This window comes from Salinispira sp. (genome assembly GCF_059431795.1).
The window spans coordinates 143,448-161,852 of sequence record NZ_JBXWXS010000033.1 but is presented as its reverse complement, the minus strand read 5'-3'; the positions used below and the strand labels follow the sequence as shown (position 1 = coordinate 161,852).

Below are 18,405 nucleotides of genomic sequence, written 5' to 3'. Positions count from 1 at the left end.
CATGATTTGCATAATAGATAATTACGATTCGTTCACCCATAATCTCTATCAGTACTTCCGGGAGATTTGTGATCATCAGGTAAAGGTGGTGCGCCACGATGAAATTACCCCCGAAGAGCTTGCGGATCTCAAGCCAAGTCATATTGTAATCAGCCCGGGTCCCGGTCGACCGGAAAATGCGGGTATCAGTCTTGAGGTGATAAAGCGCTATGCGGGAAAAATCCCCATTCTGGGGGTGTGTCTGGGGCATCAGGCTATCGCCCAGGCATTCGGAGCCCGGATTGTTCAGGCCCAGAGAATTGTGCACGGCAAAGCCGAGGGTATTGAACATGACGGAAAGGGGCTGTTCCGTTCAATTCCCAAGTCGGCTCCGTTCACCCGGTATCATAGTCTGGCGGTGGAGGAATCCACCCTGAACGGCGATTTTGAGATCACTTCCCGCTCTCCCGACGGAGAGATTATGGGGATCCGCCACAATGAATATGTCCTGGAAGGGGTGCAGTTTCATCCCGAGTCCATTGCCTCGGAAGACGGTAAAAATCTGCTGAAAAATTTCATCAATTACCGGCGGGAGCCTTTTGTAGCCAAGGATCAGCTGATGAAGATCATGGCCGGCGAGCATATGAGTTCAAAAGAGGCGGAGGGCTTCATGACCGAGCTCACTGAAGGAAAGCTCAGCGATATCCAGATTGCAGGCTTCCTTACCGCCATCAGCACCAAGGGAATTGTTCCCGAAGAAATTGCAGGCTGTGCCAGGGTGCTCCAGAAGAAACGTACTCCCATCAGTTCAGACCTTCCTCTGCTGGATACATGCGGAACCGGAGGTGACGGACTGGGCACCTTTAATATCAGCAGTATGTCCGCCCTAGTTGCCGCAAGCTGCGGTGCATCGGTGGCCAAACACGGGAACAGGGCGGTGAGCAGCAAGAGCGGTTCGGCGGACTTTTACCGGGAACTGGGCATAGAGATAGATCTTAGCGCAGGAGAGACCCAGACGCTCCTGCGGAAGAACGACTTCGCCTTCCTGTTTGCGCCAGTGTTTCACGGTGCCATGCGATACGCCGCCCCTGCAAGAAAAACCCTCAAGGTGAAAACCATAATGAACCTGCTGGGACCTTTGGTGAATCCTGCAGGAGCCCACTATCAGCTGATCGGCGTATACAGTGCGGCGCTGGCGCCGGTAATTGCCAAAGCGGCGGTTATGCTGGGGATTAAGCGGGGAATGGTGGTTCACGGGTTTGACGGGGAGGATGAGCTCTCGGTAACTGGAAAGTCGCTGGTGGTTGAGATTCTGGAGGACGGGAGTCTGAAGGAATATGAATTTGACCCCCAGGAAAGCTGCGGAATTCCCAAATATTCTCTGGAAGAGCTGGCCGGGGGCGACGGCAAAACCAATGCGGAGCTGGCCCGCCAGATTATCGGCGGACAGGGTATAGATGCAATACGGGATGCGGTGTGTCTGAATGCCGGAGCTGCGCTCTACATTTATGGAATTGCGAAGAGCATTGCCGACGGTTTTGCCAAAGCCCGGGAAGCGCTGAAAACCGGGGCAGTGGCGGATAAACTCAAAGATACGGCCTACCTGGCACAAAGGATCCGTGAGGGGCGAAGCTGATGGCTGCTGAGATTCTTGAAAAAATTGTGGCCTCCCGGCGCCGTCGTATAGCCCGGGAAGGTGCTGACCAGGGGCTTTCGGAGCTGTATCTCCGGGGCGGGGCGAGCGGCAGCCCCCCGGCGGGGGCTGCCCCATTTGTCCGCAGGCCGCTGGTGATCTGCGAAGTGAAGCGGCGCAGCCCCTCCCGTGGAGATATTTCCCGGGAACTGGATCCTGTAGAGCAGGCCGCACACTATGAAAGGTCCGGGGTTGGCTCGGTTTCAGTCCTCACCGAGCAGGATCATTTCGGCGGAAGCCTGGAAGATCTCATCCGGGTGAAACGGGCGTACCCAGGTCTGGCTGTGCTGCGTAAGGATTTTCTGTTGAGCACGGAAGACATAGAGGTCAGCTACCGGGCGGGTGCCGATGCAGTATTGCTTATCGCAGCCATTCTTGAGACCAGAAAGCTTGCACAGCTGCACGGCCGGGCACTGGAGCTGGGAATGACCCCCCTGGTGGAGATCCACGATGCGGGAGAGCTGGAGCAGGTCCGGGAGGCAGGGGTTCGTCCTGAGCTGATGGGAATAAATGCCAGAGATCTTCGTACCTTTCGGGTGGATATGCTTGGTGCTCTCAAGCTGAGAAAGGAAATCGACTGGGACTGCGACCTTGTATTCGAGTCGGGAATATTCTCACCCTCCCAGGCAGCCCATGCGGCTGCAAGCGGCTTCTCGGGAGTTCTGGTTGGAGAGGCGGCGGTAAAGCAAGCGGATCTCCCAGGCCAACTTGCCGGGGGACTTGAGCATCCGGATCATTTCCCCCAGGCAGGAGCAGGATTCTGGGGAAGTCTATTGGAACTCAGGGGCGGATCGTGGCTGGGCGGTCTTCAACGGAAAAACGGGGCAGGAAGGCCTGTGGTGAAAATCTGCGGGATTACCCGGCGGAGGGATGCCGAGTTTGCCGCCGCTGCAGGTGCGGATCTCCTGGGGTTTGTGTTCGCAGACAGTCCTCGGAAGGCCTCCTACGCCCTCCTGGAGGAGCTCAGGGACCTTGATGTTCTCAAAGTGGCGGTGGTCACCGGCGAACCGGATCAGTGGCTGCGGGACGCCTGGAGCCGGGGACTCATAGATGTATTTCAGTACCACGGAGATGAAACGCCCGGGGAGTGCCAGGAGCGCAGGCTCCCGTTTTACAAGGCACTCTCTCTTCGCTCAGAGGCCCAGGTGGATGAAATAATGAGCTATGCATCTCCCAGGGTACTGGTAGACGGTTACAGCAGCAAAGCCCGCGGGGGGACCGGCGCGTCAATAGGGGAGGAGCTTGTGTCCCGGGCGGCGGCCCAAAAGCCGCTGTGGCTGGCCGGAGGATTGAATCCGGACAATATTGCTGCAAAGATACGGCGCTTCTCGCCGGAGCTTGTGGACGTTTCCAGCGGGTTGGAAGCGGCTCCGGGTGAGAAGGACCATGAAAAGATAACCCGCTTTTTTCAGGAGATAAATCGTGAAGGTATACAATAATTATTTCGGCCAATTCGGGGGCCGCTATGTGGCGGAAGTGCTGAGGGGCGCTCTGGATGATCTTGAAACGGCATTTGTCGATGCCATGAGTGACAAGGAATTTCTGGACCGTATAACCGGTCTGCAAAAGGAATTTATCGGCCGCCCGACCCCCCTTCTCTATGCGGAAAACAGCAGCAGGGAACTGGGCGGTGCACAGATTTTCATAAAGCAGGAAGGACTTGCGGCCACCGGAGCTCACAAGATAAATAATGCCCTGGGCCAGGCACTGCTGGCAAAGCGGATGGGGAAAACCCGGATTATTGCCGAAACCGGAGCAGGACAGCACGGTGTAGCCACCGCGGCAGTATGCGCGAAGCTGGGGCTTCCCTGCAGGGTGTACATGGGGGAGGTGGATATTGCCCGGCAGCGGCCCAATGTCTTCTCCATGGAGATGTACGGCGCAGAGGTGGTACCTGTAAAAACCGGCAGCCGAACCCTCAAGGATGCGGTGAACGAAGCCCTGAGGGACTGGGCCGGCAGTTTCGATGACACCCATTACCTCATTGGTTCCGCCCTGGGGCCCAGCCCCTTTCCCGACATGGTGCGGGAATTTCAGGCGGTAATCGGCAGGGAGCTGCGCCGACAATCCGAGGAACAGATTACTTCCAAGGGGCTGGATCTACAGGCCCTTGTAGCCTGCGTGGGCGGCGGGTCAAACGCCATGGGCTTTTTTGCGCCTTTCATTGAAGAAGAACATCCCAGGCTTATCGGCGTGGAAGCCGGCGGAAGAGGCACAGGAATCGGCGAACATGCCGCCCGGATGACAGTGGAAGCCAGTACCGGAATCGTACAGGGATATAAATCCCGCTTTCTTCTGGATGAAGACGGCCAGGTGCAGCACACCCATTCCATTTCCGCCGGTCTGGATTATCCGGGAATAGGACCTCAGCTGGCCCACCTGGGAGAAACCGGCAGGGTTGAATTCCATGCCGCCCGGGACGATCAGGCTCTGGAAGCCTTGAAGTATCTTGCATCCAGGGAGGGGGTGATCTTTGCTTTGGAATCTGCTCATGCGGCCTGGTACGGAATAGAACTTGCCAAAACCCTGAAGCCGGATCAGGCCATCGTAATAAATATGTCCGGCAGGGGTGACAAAGATATTTTTATTACCGCAAAAGCCGTGCAGCCGGCGGTATGGTCCCAGTTTTTAGAAAGTGAAATTCAGGAAATCCGTAACGGAAGTAAGAGCCCCGAGGCAAGCCCCAATGCAGGTCCTAATGCGGGCCCCGAGGCAAGCAATGCATCCGAGACCGGGAGCACAGCTTCAGTCCAGATCCCGGAAGCCGGGAAAGGAGATCCCTCATGATAGAATTAATGGCTCATATGATTCCCTATTTTCCAGATGCGGAAATCAGCAGGCAGGTTGCCCTGCGGATGCTGGATGCGGGTACCAAGTATCTGGAGGTTCAGTTTCCTTTTTCCGACCCCAGCGCAGACGGCCCGGTCATTGAAGAGGCCTGTCAAAAAGCCCTGCAAAGCGGATTTAAAGTGGAGAAGGGCTTTGAGTTTGTTTCCAGCCTCATGGAAGAGAGCCCAAGGCTGCAATCCGGAGATGCGGAGCTTTTTGTGATGACCTATGCATCTCCGGTGACCATTAAGGGGGTTGAGAGCTTCGTTTCCCGGGCTGCTGAAGCAGGGGTCAGGGGCTTGATTATCCCCGACCTGCCCCCCGACAGCGATGAGGGGCTGTATGACGCGTGCCGTCAGCAGGGAATTGAAGTAATACCGGTTCTCGCCACCAGTTCCCGTCCGGATCGGGTGGAGTTGGCTGCCAAGCACAACCCCAGGTTTATTTACTGCGCGTTGCGTAAGGGAATTACCGGACAAGACACGGTGCTGGGGGAGGAAAATATCGCATTTATTGAGAAAGCCGGAAGCAGCGGTGCGAAGATTATGGCCGGATTTGGAATTTCACGACCTGAACAGGTGGCGGCGCTTCAGGGGCACGCCCATGCGGCAGTGGTGGGAAGTGCCTTCCTCAGAGCCATGAAAGCTGCCGGGGATCAGCATGGCGGCCGCCTCAATGGAGAAATTGCAGGAAACGCGGTGTCGGATTTAGTTTCCAGCCTCCTGGGAAAATAATTGACCCCTGGGGGAGAATCATTTACTCTTCTAGAACGCTGATTTCCAGGAGGAACGCAATGAGCGATCAGGTCACCTTGACAACGGAAAATTTTGAAGATGAAGTCCTCAAGTCAGATATTCCGGTGGTTGTTGATTTTTGGGCGGAATGGTGCATGCCCTGCAGAATGATCGCACCGGTGCTGGAAGATCTTTCCAAGGAATACAGCGGTAAAATTAAAGTGGGTAAATTGAATGTGGATGATCATGGAGAGGTTGGGGCCAAGTACAACATTATCAGTATTCCCACCCTCCTGGTGTTCAAAGACGGACAGTTGATCAAGCAGCACGTGGGGGCAGCACCCAAAGCCACCATCCAGGAGCTGATCTCTTCGGCAATGTAATGTTTCGCAATATTATACTTTCCCGGTGATTTCCCGTACAGGGACCGTTCTAATAGGTCCCTTTTTATTTCCCCTTTTGTTACGGTTCATACACATCCTGACAGTTTTCATAGCCGAAGCTGCTGCTGGAAGTGGGTACTATGTGCCAGTCGCTTTTACCGTCAGTGTCGTTGAATTCCAGGTCTCTGCAGATGCTCCGGGTTGATGTGGAGTCCTCGCTCCGCAGGCAGTCTTCAGGGATAATCTGTTCCCCCGAGTATTCCCAGGCCCCTGATCCGGCCAGCGCATACATCACTCTCTGTGTGTAGGACGTCCCAAAGCTGCCATAATCCTGATCCTCTTCGTAGCTGCGGTTGCTGTATAGCACTGCATCCACCACCTCAGCGTCCATTGCAGGGCTAGCATATATGCTCAGCGCCCCATTGGTGTCGCTCAAGCCCTGATCCCCCTCGACCCAGAAATCCCGTACATCGGCAATGGCATTGGCTGCGTACGCGGTGTTGCCTGCTATTTCCGGGGTATCTCCGTATTCATCTATTTCCCCCGGAGCATCGTCCGAGCGGAAATGTACGATCAAGTACTCACCGGTCTCCACTTCCTGATCCTGAAAACGGATTACCGATTTATGATCCCTTGCAGAACCGTTGTACACCGTAATTCCACCCAGATTACCCCTGCGAAGAACAAATATTTCGACCTTCTCATACCGGCTGCTGCTATGTTCAGTAATAAATTCACTGATGATCAGATCTGCCGGATTCCCGTTCACGCCATAAAAGGGCAGCAAAAACCATAGCTCATTTCCCGCGGAATCTTTCACCCTCCCTTCAAGGGTGAGCTCCTCACCCGGTGTATCATCACCGTTTAATGACAGCCTGAGACTGCTTTCTTCAAGATGTTCAATTGCGCTGATCCCGAATCCTCCGTGGGCGCGGAAATTCTCCACATCGAAATCGATCCCTTCGTTGAAGTTAAGGATGAGAATACCTTTCCCAGGCTGTTCTAACCCCGTATAAAGCGGCGGCTGAAGGTCCTTCATGCCTCTGATCCCCCGGAAGAGGGGAACACAGGACAGGAGCATCAGAAAAACCGCCATGCTGAACATAACTTCCGATGCCCGGCGGCATAGTGCAGCCATACTATTGCGTTTCATATTTCCACCCCTTCTCCTCACATGATTAACCGGAAAAATCCAAGCCCTGCTTTGCCCGTCGGGGGGAAAGAGGATATAATTTAAATGCTGTGAAGACGATGCGACGTTTTTCTGAAATCGATAATGCAGCGGAGGTTGGCATCAGCTATGTCTGAAAGAACAATCGCGGATATGCTCTTCAAGGGAGTACTCGTAATGGTGCTTCTGATTTCACCGAATACCGTAATCAGTGCCGCACCGCCTGAAATTCAGGCTGTAGAAGGTTACCTCATATCCTCCCGAGGACCGTTCTCCGGATTAACCCAAAGCTTTGAGTACATCCGCCGGAATGTACCCTCAGACAGACGCTCTGTCCAATTGCCCCCAATTCTTACCCCGGATTCGGAGCCTGTGCAGGACGAAGCAGGGAAATATCACGTTGCCCACTATGAATTTATGGATACACAAATCTATGTAATCGCTTCGAATTCTTGGGATTCTTCGGAAGGACTTATTTCCGGCCGTTTCCGATGGCGTACAAATGATGAGTTGTGCCCGGGGAGGAGTATTCAAACCACATCCGGCGGATCTCATCTGGCGGTTTCAATGGATGTCACCGGGGCAGCATACCTTATCCTGTTCCCCGATACCATTTTTGACATCTGCCGCTTTGTTGATGTGTATCAGCCACTGGTAGAATTTTTTAATCCCGATGGAATCCAGGAAATTCCGGTGTTCCCTGCCGTCCTGGGAGAGCTGCCCTGACTTCGCCGGCTTGAGCCTGCCTCCTTGAAGAGGGGGTTGAATGGAAAAAAGGGTAATTGAAATTCTCAGCATTCCGATACTTAACATATGTATTTCACAGGGATCCGGAACAGGTTTCTACTTACCCTCGGGGCTGTTTTTCTCCTGCCCACGCTGAGTGCACAGGATCTCGGTATATCAGTGGATGATCTTCGCATAGAGCAAAGCCTGGAAGGCGGGTATTACCTCTATGTAAGGAATAAACCGGATATCCAAAGCGTTATTCTCACAGAATCCACCGAGGACCCCGAACGGGAAGTGGCCAGCTATACGTTACGTAATCCCGAGTATCACCCGGAAAACGGAGATGAGAGACGGATTCTGGATGGAGAAATTCTCGAAGATGACAGCCTGCATTTTCTACTGGATTCCACCCCTGTTCCGGATGATCAGTTCGGATCGGCTTTTCGAATCTTTATTCCCTATGTTGTGATTTACGGATATGAGTGGAGCCGCCGGGGAGAAATGCAGGTATTAGACGGTACATATCTTAGTGTGAGAAGTTTTGAACTGCCGTATGCCGATTATCGGGGGGCGTTTCAGGATAATCCATTTATTATCCGGGTTACTCAACGGCCGTCTCCCGGACCTCCGGAAGGCAATTATATGAAGGAAACCGTTGAAAGCTTTTCCCGGATTGCCGAAGATACCAGCGGCAAAGTTCTTTATTCCGATGGAGAAGAGGACATATTAACCCGCATCGAAGAAATTCTGAGCGATGAAGAAGGCAGGCAGCTGGATCTTGTCATCGCCCTGGACAGCACCCAGTCAATGGAAAATGACATGCCGTTTCTCAGAGACAATCTGGGTGATCTTATCGACCGTACAACCACCGGATTTGACAGGGTGAGAATCGGATTTGTCTACTATCGGGATTATCTGGAAGAATATCTGTACCGAATCAGTGACTTCCGACGGGGAACTGATGTGGTGACCGATGTTCTCAGCAGAATTCGCCCCGCCGGAGGCAGGGATATCCCCGAGGCAGTGAATGAAGCCTTGTATGCGGCCTTACGCAACTTTGCCTGGATTGCCGATAACAGAAAGATCATTCTCATCGGCGATGCTCCGCCCCATCCCCGACCCAGAGGGAAAATCACCTCCGAGATGGTCAAGGAAGAAGCGGAAATTCAGAATGTGGCCGTGCATGTGATTATTCTGCCCCACTAAACGCAAGCGGCCAGCACAAACGCTGAAGCATTGAATTGCAGAGGCAGGAGCTGCAGCGTTTCAGCCCTCTTCCTGAGATTCTTCTATCTTGTTCAAAAGCTTTCTGCTGAGAACCTCCACCCACTGGGGAAGGACAGCTGGATCCTCTGCGGATTCATAGCGGGCTAAAATGTCAGTGAATCCCTGTTCTGCCTGCTCAAATCGGTCAAGCTTGTAGTGAATCAATGCAAGCTGGTAATCCGCTGCGGCAATATTCCCGTCGTCTTCTGGAAAGCGCAGCTTGAATTCTTCGAGATAATACATGGCTGCATCCCAGTTAAGATCATCCATATATTCCTGGGCTCTCTGAAAAAATTCCTGCTTGCTCAGATCTTCCGGTATCTGCTCCGGAACGGTCTGGCATGCAGTAATAAGCAGAACTGCGGACAGTGCAATAAAAAAAAGGGCGGTACTGAATAATCTGTGCTGATTCCGTGTGCCCGGAACGTGATTGGGGTGCGCTTGAATCATATGAACCTCATTTGAAATATCAATGTTACTGTTGAAAGTCTATCCGATACAAAGGACAATTTCAGGAGTTTACAGGTTACGGATATTTCACTGCTCCTGCAATAGTTCCGTACTTTTCTGCGTGGATCTTAGAAAACTTCGAAGCTTTCGGGGTCGTACTGTTCATCCTGCCCGGGAAGACTGTGTTTTAGCTCCCGTAAAAATTCCTCCGGGTCCCCCATAGGAAGGTATGCGTCGCAGCCTTCCCGTTCTCTCCGGGAAACGGTGAAATACTTGTAGATTTTTTCTCCACCCTGCTGTTTTCGCCACTTGCCGGCGCTGCAACGCACCCTCAGGCGTTTGTGATCACCCTGGTTGTCCACAAGCAGTTTGCAGTTTGCGCAGTTGGCACAGAAGATTTTCGTTTTTTCCGTTTTGGACATCATCGGCTTCTTGTTTCACGTTATATGATGAATCGGATGGATTCACCAATATGCTCAAAAAGTGTAACATGACCCCCATACTGGGTCAACTCAGCAGGCGGACTCCCGGGTTAACGGGCCGATCTCCGAGTCAGCGGGCATATCATCGATTCAACGGGCCAATTACCGGGATTTTACCAGACCTGAAACTCCGGGTGCTCATCCAGAATGGGAATCATGCTGTAGCGTCCGCCGATATGCTCCAGGCGGGTAATTTTATTCAGGGCTGCTATTAACTTGGCTTCTTCGACCCTATGGGTGGTAATTACCAGGGGGATGGGGGTGTCCTGACTTTCCGGAATATCCGGTACCTCATGCTGAAGCACTGAACTCACGCTGATATCATAGTCGGCCAAAACCTTGGTAACGCCGGCGAGAATACCGGCTCTGTCTTCCAGCTGCAGTCTGATGTAGTAGCGACGGAGAATATGATCTGCAGGGGTGAGTTTTGCCTTGGGACTGAGGTCCGGCCAAGTCAACAGACTAGTGAAGAGGGCGGGGTAACTGCCGTTGGCAATGCTTAATATATCAGCCAGCACCGCGGAAGCGGTGGGGCTGCCGCCTGCTCCCCGGCCGTAGTACATGGTGTGCCCCACGCTGTGACCGTATACGCTGATTGCGTTAAACGCTCCGCTTATCCAGGCCAGGGGATGATCTCTGTTGATGAAGGCGGGCTCCACCCTGAGGAAGCTTCCCTTGCTGCTGCGGGTTGCAGATGCAATGAGCTTAATTACATATCCCATTTCAGAGCCGAAGGCAACGTCCTCGGACTGAAGGGTATCTATCCCTTTTACTGGAATTTGATCCAGAGATACGGCTTCCCCGAAAGCCAGACTGCCCATTATTGCAATTTTGTGGGCCGAATCTGAACCATTCACATCCAGGCTGGGATCTGCCTCAGCAAGTCCGTTTTCCTGCGCAAGCTGGAGGGCCTGGGAGTAGCCGGTGCCGTTTTCAATCATCTCTGTAAGAATAAAATTGCTTGTTCCGTTTACTATGCCATATATTGCATCTATGTTATTGGCGGTGAGCCCGTCTGTGAGGGCTCGGATAATGGGGATTCCCCCTCCGCAGCTGGATTCAAAGGCGAGGCTCACACCATTCTCCCGGGCTGTCTGAAAAAGCTCCGGTCCGTAATGTGCCAGGAGAGCCTTATTTGCGGTGACAACGTGTTTTCCCGCCTCAAGGGACTCTTTAATGAGTGTGCGGGCAAATTCAAGCCCTCCAACCAGCTCCACCACGATCCGTACCTGTTCATCCTGGAGAATTTCCCGGTAATCCATACTTATGAGATCGGAAGGAACACCTGCGTCCAGGGCGCTTTCCCTGCGCCGTACGACCACTTTCTGGAGATATATATCTGCGGTACTTCTGGCCTTTCTGGTTTCTCTGTCATTGAGCAGCAGATGGGCGGCGCTTCCGCCCACCGTGCCGCAGCCTACAATAGCCACGCCCACGGAGCTGTGTTTAATCGTTCCGGAACTCCTGTCCACAAATACCCCCTGATGCATATTTATTACATCGAATTGTATAAAGCTCCAATCTATGCGTTGGGCAAATGACTGTCAAGACCGTCTGTTCATGCTACAATTCAGGTGATGATAGATACAATGAGCCCGGAAGAGTTTGGAGCTCTTCCCTGTGTTTTTGACTTCGGGCACCTGGATTCTGATTGGGGACGCTCCCCCTGGCTTCCTCTGCCGGTGATATGTACCCTTTCAGAAGGAGGGCAGTCGGCAGAAATGCTGAGCTTCAACCTCAGCGGGCCGATGCCGGAGGAACGACCCGGGAATAGTGACAGACTCAATATATATGTTGTGGGCTGTAATTCCAGAACTGAAATGTACCGGCAATGGTTTCGTCTGCGGAAGAACCGTATCGATTTCAAGGGGTTCGGGATTGAAGAAATATGCAGAATTCAGAGGGAGCTTGAGAAGCACGCTGTGGATATTATGGAACTGCAACCCCTGATTCACCGGGATCAAAAGCTGTTCTCCCATATTAATGCCGTATGTGCCTTGAGCAGCGACTGGTTTTGGTGCATAAGCGAAATGAAACTCCCCTGGTCCCATGCCCTGAAATTTTCCTCCTTGCCGTCCCGCCTTCTCCGGAACCTGAAGGCGGAATACCTTGAGCGCAGTGGTAACGCTAAGCTCACATCTTCCGGACTTAGAATTCATCTGCAGCTCCTTCATGATCTACAAAAGAGAGGTCTGAGTGAACCAGAGTTGGTTAAGCTTCAACAGGCCGAATTCAACATTCCCGGCTCCCTGCAGATGGCCCGAACCCCCCATTTAAGCAAGCGCAAAGAGAAGCTGCAGAGCATACAGGCATCGACGCTGAAGCACAGCGGTATCAGCATAGCTCTTCCGGACAATCTCGAAGGAGACCGGATCCGGCTGAGCTTCTCGGTGAGAAACGGCGCCGAGCTGAATAACAAGCTGACGGCTCTGGAAAATCTGACTGAAGAGATGGATCACATTGAACGAATTTTATTTGAATAATATCTCCCGGATCTACGTTCAGCGAAGTGTAGAGAATCTCCCTGCCACCATCCGGGGCCTTGAAAAGCTTAAGAACATAGGGATCGATCAATTCCGGGTGGTGGAAGACCGGAGCGAGATTCCCAGAGAGCATTTGCGCCAGTCAACACTCTACCTCAGCTCCGTCCGCGGGGAGCCTCTGGGGCATTGTCCGGGCAGTAAGGGTCATATTTGCTGTAACTATCACACATTGGATCTTTACATGGGCTGCTCGCTGGGATGCAGCTACTGTGTTATGCAAAGTTACTTGAACTTCAGCCCCATTACCATTCAGATGGACACATCGCCGATGGTCCACTCAATTCGTCACCTTGCTGAACAAAACCCCGGCAGACAGATCAGGGTGGGAACCGGTGAGGTGGGGGACTCCCTGCTGTTTGACCCTCTCTTTCAGCTGAACGGCGAACTGATGGCCGGGTTGGCGGAGATCCCCGGTCTCATTCTGGAATTTAAAACGAAAACCGACTATGTGGATCATTTGCTGTACCTCCCCGGCGGCCGCTCAACGGTTATCGGGTTCTCCCTGAATACCGAAGAAATTTCCGCAGCCGAAGACGGCTATTCGGTAAGCATTCACCGAAGATTTGAAGGGGCCAAAAAAGTGCTGGATGCGGGGATGAGTGTGGCCTTCCATTTTGATCCCATGATCCGTTCCGGTGATTGGGAACGGGGCTATGAGCTGCTGTGCAGGAAGATCCTGGAACTTCATCAATATGCAGTGGAGCGCGGTGAAGACCCGGGAAACGGGCTGTGGCCTATTGCGTGGGTCAGCATGGGTACTGTACGATTTACTACAGCCCTGAGAGATAAAATTGCCGACAGACCCTATTTGTACGATGAATACAGCAGAGGCAGGGACGGGAAATTCCGGTATCTGCAGCCGTTGCGGGCGGATTTGTACCGATTGATACACCGGAATCTCCAGCCTCTTCTGCAGGGTGAGCGTCCCCTTCGCCTCTATATGTGTATGGAAAGCGATGCCATGTGGCGGCATGTCTTTGGTCAAACTCCGGCCCACATTCCGGAGCTGAATCCGATTTTTCAACCTCTCAGGAGTGTTGTATGAGTAGAGGAGTTCTACATGAGTAAAATCCGTTATCTGGTTTTGATACTGTTTTTCGCGGCATATACCGGTCTTTGGGCAGATGCTGATGTGATCGGGGAAATTCTATTCATTGACGGAGATGTTCAGATTTTTAGAAACACCCAGGAACTGGATCGCCCTGATTTTGGTGACCGGATAGAAAATCTGGATCAGATAATCACCGGCAGCAATGGAAGTGTGGAAATTGCCGTGTACCCGGAAACAGGTATCCACGCATCCATAATCGTTCAGCCCGACACCAGCATGTATTTCGACATTACCGGTTTGCGGGAAGAGCAAAGCGGAGCCCTTGAACTGCTTACCGGCAGAGTGGACCTTACGGTAGCCCGGCTCAGCGGGCGGAACCAACTGGATATTCGCACCGGATCTGCTGCTATGGGGGTAAGGGGTACGACATTCACCGTGAGCTCCACCCTGGGAGGAGATGTACTGCTTACCGCTGGGGAAGGGCGGGTGGAATGCAGTACCGCATCAGGTGAACGCTTCTTTGCCTTCCCCGGAGAAGTTGTGGAGAAGCGAAGTGATGGAGCCTGGCAGAACCTGAGCGTCGATCCCGAAGATCTGGAAACATTCCGCGACAGCTGGATATCCGAGCGAATAGAAGCTCTGGACGCCCAGGCAGCCAGGGCTATTGCCAATTACGCAGCAAGATATCTGGATCTGCGTGACAGATTTATTGATGCCTATGTCCGGCTTATGAATAACCGGGAAGTTATCCAGAAATGGATGAACGAGGACCGTATTGGTCGTCTTGGAAGTAGAAGCGACCGGCTTCGGGAGAAACGGCAGATAATCGGTGCGCTTATGAATATCCGGGGCGTACAGTTTATGTTCGAGAGGGTGTACTACCGTTTGGTCCAGCTTTCCCAACGATACCCCGGGGTGAATGGAAATGTGAATGTCCGTCCCGGCCTCTCCATCCGGAATTTTTACCGGCAATTCGAACAGGATAGTGAAATGCTCAGCCGAAGAATGCGGGAAGTACGCTATATATTGAAGCTGTATGCGCTGCGGAACGAAGGTCGCACGCCGTTTGATGACTTTATGTCTGGAGGGTTTGAAGAGGAAGATGATTTCTTCGGCAGTGATGGTGACTTTTTCTAAAAAGGCGTAATGTTCCCTCCAGCCACGGTGTGTTGGTACCCGAATGACCTGCACCCTTCCGCCTCAGGGTATTTCATCGGAGTATTGATGCAAAAAAAAACAGCCTTTGGGAGAACCCCAAAGGCTGTTTCTGGTTTGAGTTAAAAGCTTAGTCCAGATTTACCGCATCATCGGTTTCCAGATCGAAGAAAATCACTTTTTCCATATCAGGTTTGAAATGTGCGGTATCACCCACGTTGAATGTGATATGGGGATCTACACGGGCAATCATCTGATGTTTGTCGGTGCTTCCGTATATGTGAGTTTCGGCACCCAGGGGCTCGATAACGCCGACTGTTACAGCCATTGATTTACCGTCAACCGCCTTATCGCTGTACACCAGATCTTCCGCCCGGTAACCAAACACCATGGATTTACCCACATAAGGTTTGATCGCTTCGGCATTCTTTCCTTCGACGTTGAGCTTGAAGGTTCCTTCGTCAAGTACGATCTTGCCGCCTTCTTCCTTCACTTCAACGTTCATAAAGTTCATTGGGGGGGATCCCATGAATCCTGCAACGAAACGGTTCACCGGTTTGTTATACAGGGTCAGAGGGTCACCAATCTGCTGAATAATTCCGTCTTTCATAACAACGATTTTATCGCCCATGGTCATAGCTTCAACCTGGTCATGGGTAACGTAGATCATTGTTGCCTGAAGGCGGGTATGCAGGGATGAAATTTCTGCACGCATCTGTACACGGAGTTTTGCATCCAGGTTTGAAAGGGGTTCATCGAAAAGGAACACCTTGGGATGCCGAACGATTGCGCGGCCTACGGCAACACGCTGTCGCTGACCACCTGAAAGCTGCTTGGGACGACGTTCCAGCAGTTCCCCGATTTCAAGGATTTCAGCTGCTTCGTCCACACGCTTCTGAATCTCTTCCTTGTCGTATTTCCGGATCTTCAGGCCGAAGGCCATGTTATCGAATACGGTCATGTGAGGATACAGAGCGTAGTTCTGGAATACCATGGCGATGTCCCGGTCTTTCGGGGGAACATCATTCACGAGCTTTCCATCGATATACAGCTCGCCGCTTGAAATATCTTCAAGACCGGCAACCATTCGAAGAGTGGTAGTCTTACCACAGCCGGAAGGACCGACAAGGACCACAAATTCCTTGTCCTGGATAGTGATGTTCGCATGTTTTACTGCATGAACACCGCCATCATACACTTTGTTGACATTTTTCAGTTCAACTGTAGCCATAAGATGGGACCTCCATCATTTTATCTTATCGATATTATGATAGGTGCAATTATATGAGCTGTCAATCAAAAGATTATGAGCTTCTATGGCTGAAGCAATTCTAAAAATCAGCGATATCTGCTGTTGAGTTTGTAAAAACTGTCTATATCCGTTTCCAGATCTGCGCTGCTCACCTCACCGGTGTATAGGTAATCCCTAAGCCACGGATAATACACTTCCCGGCGCACACGGTTCCAGAGATAATCCGGTATACCGGGAAAAATGAGATCTTCCATGGGTGGAACCGAAAGCTCCGGTCCGGCTGCCATGACAGAGAGAACCCGTTCGTTCACCAGCCGGCTGCTGCTGAAGCCTATAAGGAACCCCATGGGGCTTTCATCCCGTTCAATTTTGAAATCTAGATATGAGCTTTGAATTCCGCTGCTGAGAATCTGTCGCAGGAACCGGAACGCTCTGTTCTTCTGTTTGCTGGAATCAAGAACGGCGGCGTACAGGATCGGTTGGATAACCTCTGCGCCCTCCTCTGAATACAGCCATGTATAGTTGAATTGCCGAATTCTTGACGGACCTGCTGCAAGGTGTTCACTGAGACTGCCGAGAGCGGAGTAGATTCGACCTGCTTCCATATCCGCATGATCGGCGGAGTATGCAAAAATGCTGTTGAAATACAGCTGTGCCTGGGGAAGCTGTTTGATCTGTGCCAGTTCACCGGCGATTTTCTCAAGAGCTGTCTCCAGTTCCGGGGCGCTGGGAATGGCACCCCGTACGGATGTTTCCCGGCGGATGAGAATATCCAGAAAACGGATGTCTCTCAGGCTGGAGAAGCCCATTTCCACGTAATTTTCACCCCGCAAGCTGGTGTAGTCCTGCGCAAGGGTCAGCAACTCGTTACTGCTGATGCTCTGAGTGTCAGGCATAGCGGCTTCCATTTCCCTGCTGAAATACACAATCGGCAGATTGAACGAGAGGGGAACTATTCCCAGGCGTCTATCTCTCATAAACGCCCTGTACGACCCCGGGTAAATATCAGAAAACACAAAACTGTCCCTGGCGGGCTTCAATGCCTCCCAGCGCCGGAGTGGATAGGAGTGGACAAAGGGGGAAAATGCCGGGTTGGCAATACTGCTGCTGATGATGATATCGGCCTGACTCCCGCCGATGGCCGCGGACCGGTCGGCTTCAACGCTGTACTCTATTCGAAAATTCTGAATATCAGATTCGGCCCTGATGTACTCGAGATAATCCGCCGCTTCAGGATTATCTGTGATGATGGTCAGGGGAGGGGAGAAAACGCCGCAGGAATGGATGGCTGCGGCGGCGATGATAACCAGAAGGAGAATCCGTCTCCCTTCAACTTTCATGGAGCTCCCTGGCGGTGGTGATGATCTCTGAGTACAGGGTATCAATTTCGTCCTGATCTACGGCCGCAAAGGCAATGCGGAGATAATCCTCTCCGATTGCGATGCTTCCGATCCCTTTTTCCAGGAGGGCCAGGCGCAGTTTTTCCGCCGACACTCCTGAGGTTCGGAATGCCATAAAGTATCCGGAGTTAAAGGGCAGGGGACTGAGTATGGCGGAAAGCTCCTCTCCCCGGCTCCCCTGGAACTCCCGGTCCAGAAGGCTGCGAACTTTTTGGTAGCGCAGTTTAAGATCTTCTGCGGCAGCCTGTTTCTGGGAAGCATACTCTGGATGCTGGAGCATCTGTATTAAGAGATTTTGACTTAAGCCCGGGCAGTTGGATACGGTGCCGCGGATGGAACCCATGAGTTTCTGAAGCATGGGGTGAAAATCCCTTTCTGTCATACCTTTAGATGCAAAGGTCATGAAACCCACCCGGAAGCCCCAGGCGTACTCCTCTTTGGTGGCTCCGTCAACTTTCAGGGCAACTACATTTTCATGGAGATCGGAACAGTCGGTGAACAGACTCTCCTTGCGGATATTCTCTTCGTAAAAAAGGCCGAAATAGGCGTCATCATGGACGGTGAGTATGTCATTATCCTCACTGGCGGCTTCAAGAATGGCAGCACTCAGCTGCTTCGCCTCCTCCTCTGTGGGGCTGTATCCGGTGGGATTATTGGGAAAATTCAGTAAGATGATCACTTTTCCCCGGCCGCCGTTCTCCCTGGATGCCTGAAGACTGGCGTGAAGCTGTTCCTTGAATCCGGAGGTGTTCAGGGTTCCCTCTGAGGTGAAGAAGGGAAAACCGTCGATAACCGCCTCCCGGCGTTCGCTGAGAATGAGTTTGTAATTTCCCCAGAACATGTCCGGCACAATGACCCGATCACCCGGATTAACGAATAATTCCGCCATCTGAAAAATTCCTGATGTGAGGCCGGCAACAACCATAGGAAGCGTGGTGCTCTTGCCCCTAAGTCCCGGATTTCGTTTCAGCTGCTGTTCCCGCCACAGTTCCCTCAAGCGGGGAATTCCTCCGGTGGGAGCATACGAGACCGCTTCGGCTTCACTTAAGGTGGGAAGCATGGAGTCAAGAAGGGGCAGAGCGAAGGGTTGTCCGTCTTTATATGCCATTCCGATGGTGGCATTCATGCGTTTAGCCTTTTTTTTCGCTTCTGCGCTCTGTGCAACAATGCCTTTGGGGAAGAACATTTTCCTTCCCAGTTCAGAGAGCATTCTGTACACTGCTGTATGTTGGATCGCCTCGTTTAATTCGTTTGCCAGTGGATTCATAGGGGAAGAATAGCAAGATGG

Annotated in this window: 17 protein-coding genes; 10 read left to right on the top strand and 7 right to left on the bottom strand. The window is 52.3% G+C overall.

The genetic code is table 11. The features are described 5' to 3' along the window. Nucleotide 1 precedes the first annotated feature (1 nt). The 5 genes from AC52PS_RS11885 to trxA are packed head-to-tail and all read left to right on the top strand — an operon-like array spanning nucleotide 2 to nucleotide 5,618. Nucleotides 2-1,615, top strand: coding sequence for a bifunctional anthranilate synthase component II/anthranilate phosphoribosyltransferase (locus tag AC52PS_RS11885; RefSeq protein ID WP_495563288.1), 1,614 nt, complete (start codon nucleotides 2-4; stop codon nucleotides 1,613-1,615). Continuing rightward, a complete protein-coding gene (locus AC52PS_RS11880; RefSeq protein ID WP_495563287.1) occupies nucleotides 1,615-3,111 on the top strand; it encodes a bifunctional indole-3-glycerol phosphate synthase/phosphoribosylanthranilate isomerase in 1,497 nt (498 codons plus the stop codon). The genes AC52PS_RS11885 and AC52PS_RS11880 overlap by 1 nt, the downstream gene beginning before the upstream one ends. Continuing rightward, nucleotides 3,095-4,459, top strand: a complete 1,365-nt coding sequence (trpB, locus tag AC52PS_RS11875) for a tryptophan synthase subunit beta (RefSeq protein ID WP_495563286.1) — start codon at nucleotides 3,095-3,097, stop codon at nucleotides 4,457-4,459. The genes AC52PS_RS11880 and trpB overlap by 17 nt, the downstream gene beginning before the upstream one ends. After that, on the top strand, nucleotides 4,456-5,235 hold the full coding sequence (gene trpA, locus AC52PS_RS11870; RefSeq protein ID WP_495563285.1) for a tryptophan synthase subunit alpha: 780 nt from the start codon (nucleotides 4,456-4,458) through the stop codon (nucleotides 5,233-5,235). The genes trpB and trpA overlap by 4 nt, the downstream gene beginning before the upstream one ends. Nucleotides 5,236-5,294: 59 nt before the next feature. Continuing rightward, nucleotides 5,295-5,618, top strand: a complete 324-nt coding sequence (trxA, locus tag AC52PS_RS11865; protein ID WP_495563284.1) for a thioredoxin — start codon at nucleotides 5,295-5,297, stop codon at nucleotides 5,616-5,618. Between the two features lie 79 nt (nucleotides 5,619-5,697). On the opposite strand, the gene AC52PS_RS11860 is transcribed toward trxA, so the two are convergent. Continuing rightward, on the bottom strand, nucleotides 5,698-6,771 hold the full coding sequence (locus AC52PS_RS11860) for a lipoprotein TP_1001-related protein (protein WP_495563283.1): 1,074 nt from the start codon (nucleotides 6,769-6,771) through the stop codon (nucleotides 5,698-5,700). 147 nt (nucleotides 6,772-6,918) lie between these two features. On the opposite strand from AC52PS_RS11860, the gene AC52PS_RS11855 reads away from it, so the two are divergent. After that, a complete protein-coding gene (locus AC52PS_RS11855; protein ID WP_495563282.1) occupies nucleotides 6,919-7,515 on the top strand; it encodes a hypothetical protein in 597 nt (198 codons plus the stop codon). An 87-nt stretch (nucleotides 7,516-7,602) separates the two neighbouring features. Then, nucleotides 7,603-8,724, top strand: a complete 1,122-nt coding sequence (locus AC52PS_RS11850) for a vWA domain-containing protein (protein ID WP_495563281.1) — start codon at nucleotides 7,603-7,605, stop codon at nucleotides 8,722-8,724. Between the two features lie 60 nt (nucleotides 8,725-8,784). On the opposite strand, the gene AC52PS_RS11845 is transcribed toward AC52PS_RS11850, so the two are convergent. The 3 genes from AC52PS_RS11845 to AC52PS_RS11835 form a co-directional block, all read right to left on the bottom strand. Continuing rightward, a complete protein-coding gene (locus AC52PS_RS11845; RefSeq protein WP_495563280.1) occupies nucleotides 8,785-9,234 on the bottom strand; it encodes an outer membrane protein assembly factor BamD in 450 nt (149 codons plus the stop codon). Nucleotides 9,235-9,362: 128 nt separating this feature from the next. After that, nucleotides 9,363-9,656: a hypothetical protein gene (locus AC52PS_RS11840; protein WP_495563279.1), complete on the bottom strand. Its 294-nt coding sequence runs from the start codon at nucleotides 9,654-9,656 to the stop codon at nucleotides 9,363-9,365. A gap of 173 nt (nucleotides 9,657-9,829) precedes the next feature. After that, a complete protein-coding gene (locus AC52PS_RS11835) occupies nucleotides 9,830-11,206 on the bottom strand; it encodes a homoserine dehydrogenase (protein ID WP_495563278.1) in 1,377 nt (458 codons plus the stop codon). 87 nt (nucleotides 11,207-11,293) lie between these two features. On the opposite strand from AC52PS_RS11835, the gene AC52PS_RS11830 reads away from it, so the two are divergent. The 3 genes from AC52PS_RS11830 to AC52PS_RS11820 are packed head-to-tail and all read left to right on the top strand — an operon-like array spanning nucleotide 11,294 to nucleotide 14,447. Beyond that, nucleotides 11,294-12,199: a hypothetical protein gene (locus tag AC52PS_RS11830; protein ID WP_495563277.1), complete on the top strand. Its 906-nt coding sequence runs from the start codon at nucleotides 11,294-11,296 to the stop codon at nucleotides 12,197-12,199. Beyond that, on the top strand, nucleotides 12,177-13,304 hold the full coding sequence (locus AC52PS_RS11825) for an SPL family radical SAM protein (RefSeq protein WP_495563276.1): 1,128 nt from the start codon (nucleotides 12,177-12,179) through the stop codon (nucleotides 13,302-13,304). The genes AC52PS_RS11830 and AC52PS_RS11825 overlap by 23 nt, the downstream gene beginning before the upstream one ends. A 15-nt stretch (nucleotides 13,305-13,319) precedes the next feature. Next, nucleotides 13,320-14,447 (top strand): FecR family protein, encoded by a 1,128-nt coding sequence (locus AC52PS_RS11820; RefSeq protein ID WP_495563275.1) that lies wholly within the window; start codon nucleotides 13,320-13,322, stop codon nucleotides 14,445-14,447. Nucleotides 14,448-14,595: 148 nt separating this feature from the next. Here AC52PS_RS11820 and AC52PS_RS11815 read toward each other — a convergent pair whose 3' ends face one another. The 3 genes from AC52PS_RS11815 to AC52PS_RS11805 all read right to left on the bottom strand — a co-directional run bounded on the left by AC52PS_RS11815 (nucleotide 14,596) and on the right by AC52PS_RS11805 (nucleotide 18,384). Then, entirely contained in the window at nucleotides 14,596-15,696 is a 1,101-nt protein-coding gene (locus tag AC52PS_RS11815; protein ID WP_495563274.1) for an ABC transporter ATP-binding protein, read from the bottom strand. Nucleotides 15,697-15,803: 107 nt separating this feature from the next. Further along, nucleotides 15,804-17,057: a hypothetical protein gene (locus tag AC52PS_RS11810; protein ID WP_495563273.1), complete on the bottom strand. Its 1,254-nt coding sequence runs from the start codon at nucleotides 17,055-17,057 to the stop codon at nucleotides 15,804-15,806. Beyond that, nucleotides 17,047-18,384 (bottom strand): aminotransferase class I/II-fold pyridoxal phosphate-dependent enzyme, encoded by a 1,338-nt coding sequence (locus AC52PS_RS11805; RefSeq protein ID WP_495563272.1) that lies wholly within the window; start codon nucleotides 18,382-18,384, stop codon nucleotides 17,047-17,049. The genes AC52PS_RS11810 and AC52PS_RS11805 overlap by 11 nt, the downstream gene beginning before the upstream one ends. Nucleotides 18,385-18,405: the final 21 nt, after the last annotated feature.

Excerpts from the sequence above, each read along its gene's own strand:
- AC52PS_RS11885 (WP_495563288.1), top strand. The coding sequence starts at position 2 with ATGATTTGCATAATAGATAATTACGATTCGTTCACCCATAATCTCTAT.
- AC52PS_RS11880 (WP_495563287.1), top strand. The coding sequence starts at position 1,615 with ATGGCTGCTGAGATTCTTGAAAAAATTGTGGCCTCCCGGCGCCGTCGT.
- trpA (WP_495563285.1), top strand. The coding sequence starts at position 4,456 with ATGATAGAATTAATGGCTCATATGATTCCCTATTTTCCAGATGCGGAA.
- trxA (WP_495563284.1), top strand. The coding sequence starts at position 5,295 with ATGAGCGATCAGGTCACCTTGACAACGGAAAATTTTGAAGATGAAGTC.
- AC52PS_RS11860 (WP_495563283.1), bottom strand. The coding sequence starts at position 6,771 with ATGAAACGCAATAGTATGGCTGCACTATGCCGCCGGGCATCGGAAGTT.
- AC52PS_RS11855 (WP_495563282.1), top strand. The coding sequence starts at position 6,919 with ATGTCTGAAAGAACAATCGCGGATATGCTCTTCAAGGGAGTACTCGTA.
- AC52PS_RS11850 (WP_495563281.1), top strand. The coding sequence starts at position 7,603 with ATGTATTTCACAGGGATCCGGAACAGGTTTCTACTTACCCTCGGGGCT.
- AC52PS_RS11845 (WP_495563280.1), bottom strand. The coding sequence starts at position 9,234 with ATGATTCAAGCGCACCCCAATCACGTTCCGGGCACACGGAATCAGCAC.
- AC52PS_RS11840 (WP_495563279.1), bottom strand. The coding sequence starts at position 9,656 with ATGTCCAAAACGGAAAAAACGAAAATCTTCTGTGCCAACTGCGCAAAC.
- AC52PS_RS11835 (WP_495563278.1), bottom strand. The coding sequence starts at position 11,206 with ATGCATCAGGGGGTATTTGTGGACAGGAGTTCCGGAACGATTAAACAC.
- AC52PS_RS11830 (WP_495563277.1), top strand. The coding sequence starts at position 11,294 with ATGATAGATACAATGAGCCCGGAAGAGTTTGGAGCTCTTCCCTGTGTT.
- AC52PS_RS11820 (WP_495563275.1), top strand. The coding sequence starts at position 13,320 with ATGAGTAAAATCCGTTATCTGGTTTTGATACTGTTTTTCGCGGCATAT.
- AC52PS_RS11815 (WP_495563274.1), bottom strand. The coding sequence starts at position 15,696 with ATGGCTACAGTTGAACTGAAAAATGTCAACAAAGTGTATGATGGCGGT.
- AC52PS_RS11810 (WP_495563273.1), bottom strand. The coding sequence starts at position 17,057 with ATGAAAGTTGAAGGGAGACGGATTCTCCTTCTGGTTATCATCGCCGCC.
- AC52PS_RS11805 (WP_495563272.1), bottom strand. The coding sequence starts at position 18,384 with ATGAATCCACTGGCAAACGAATTAAACGAGGCGATCCAACATACAGCA.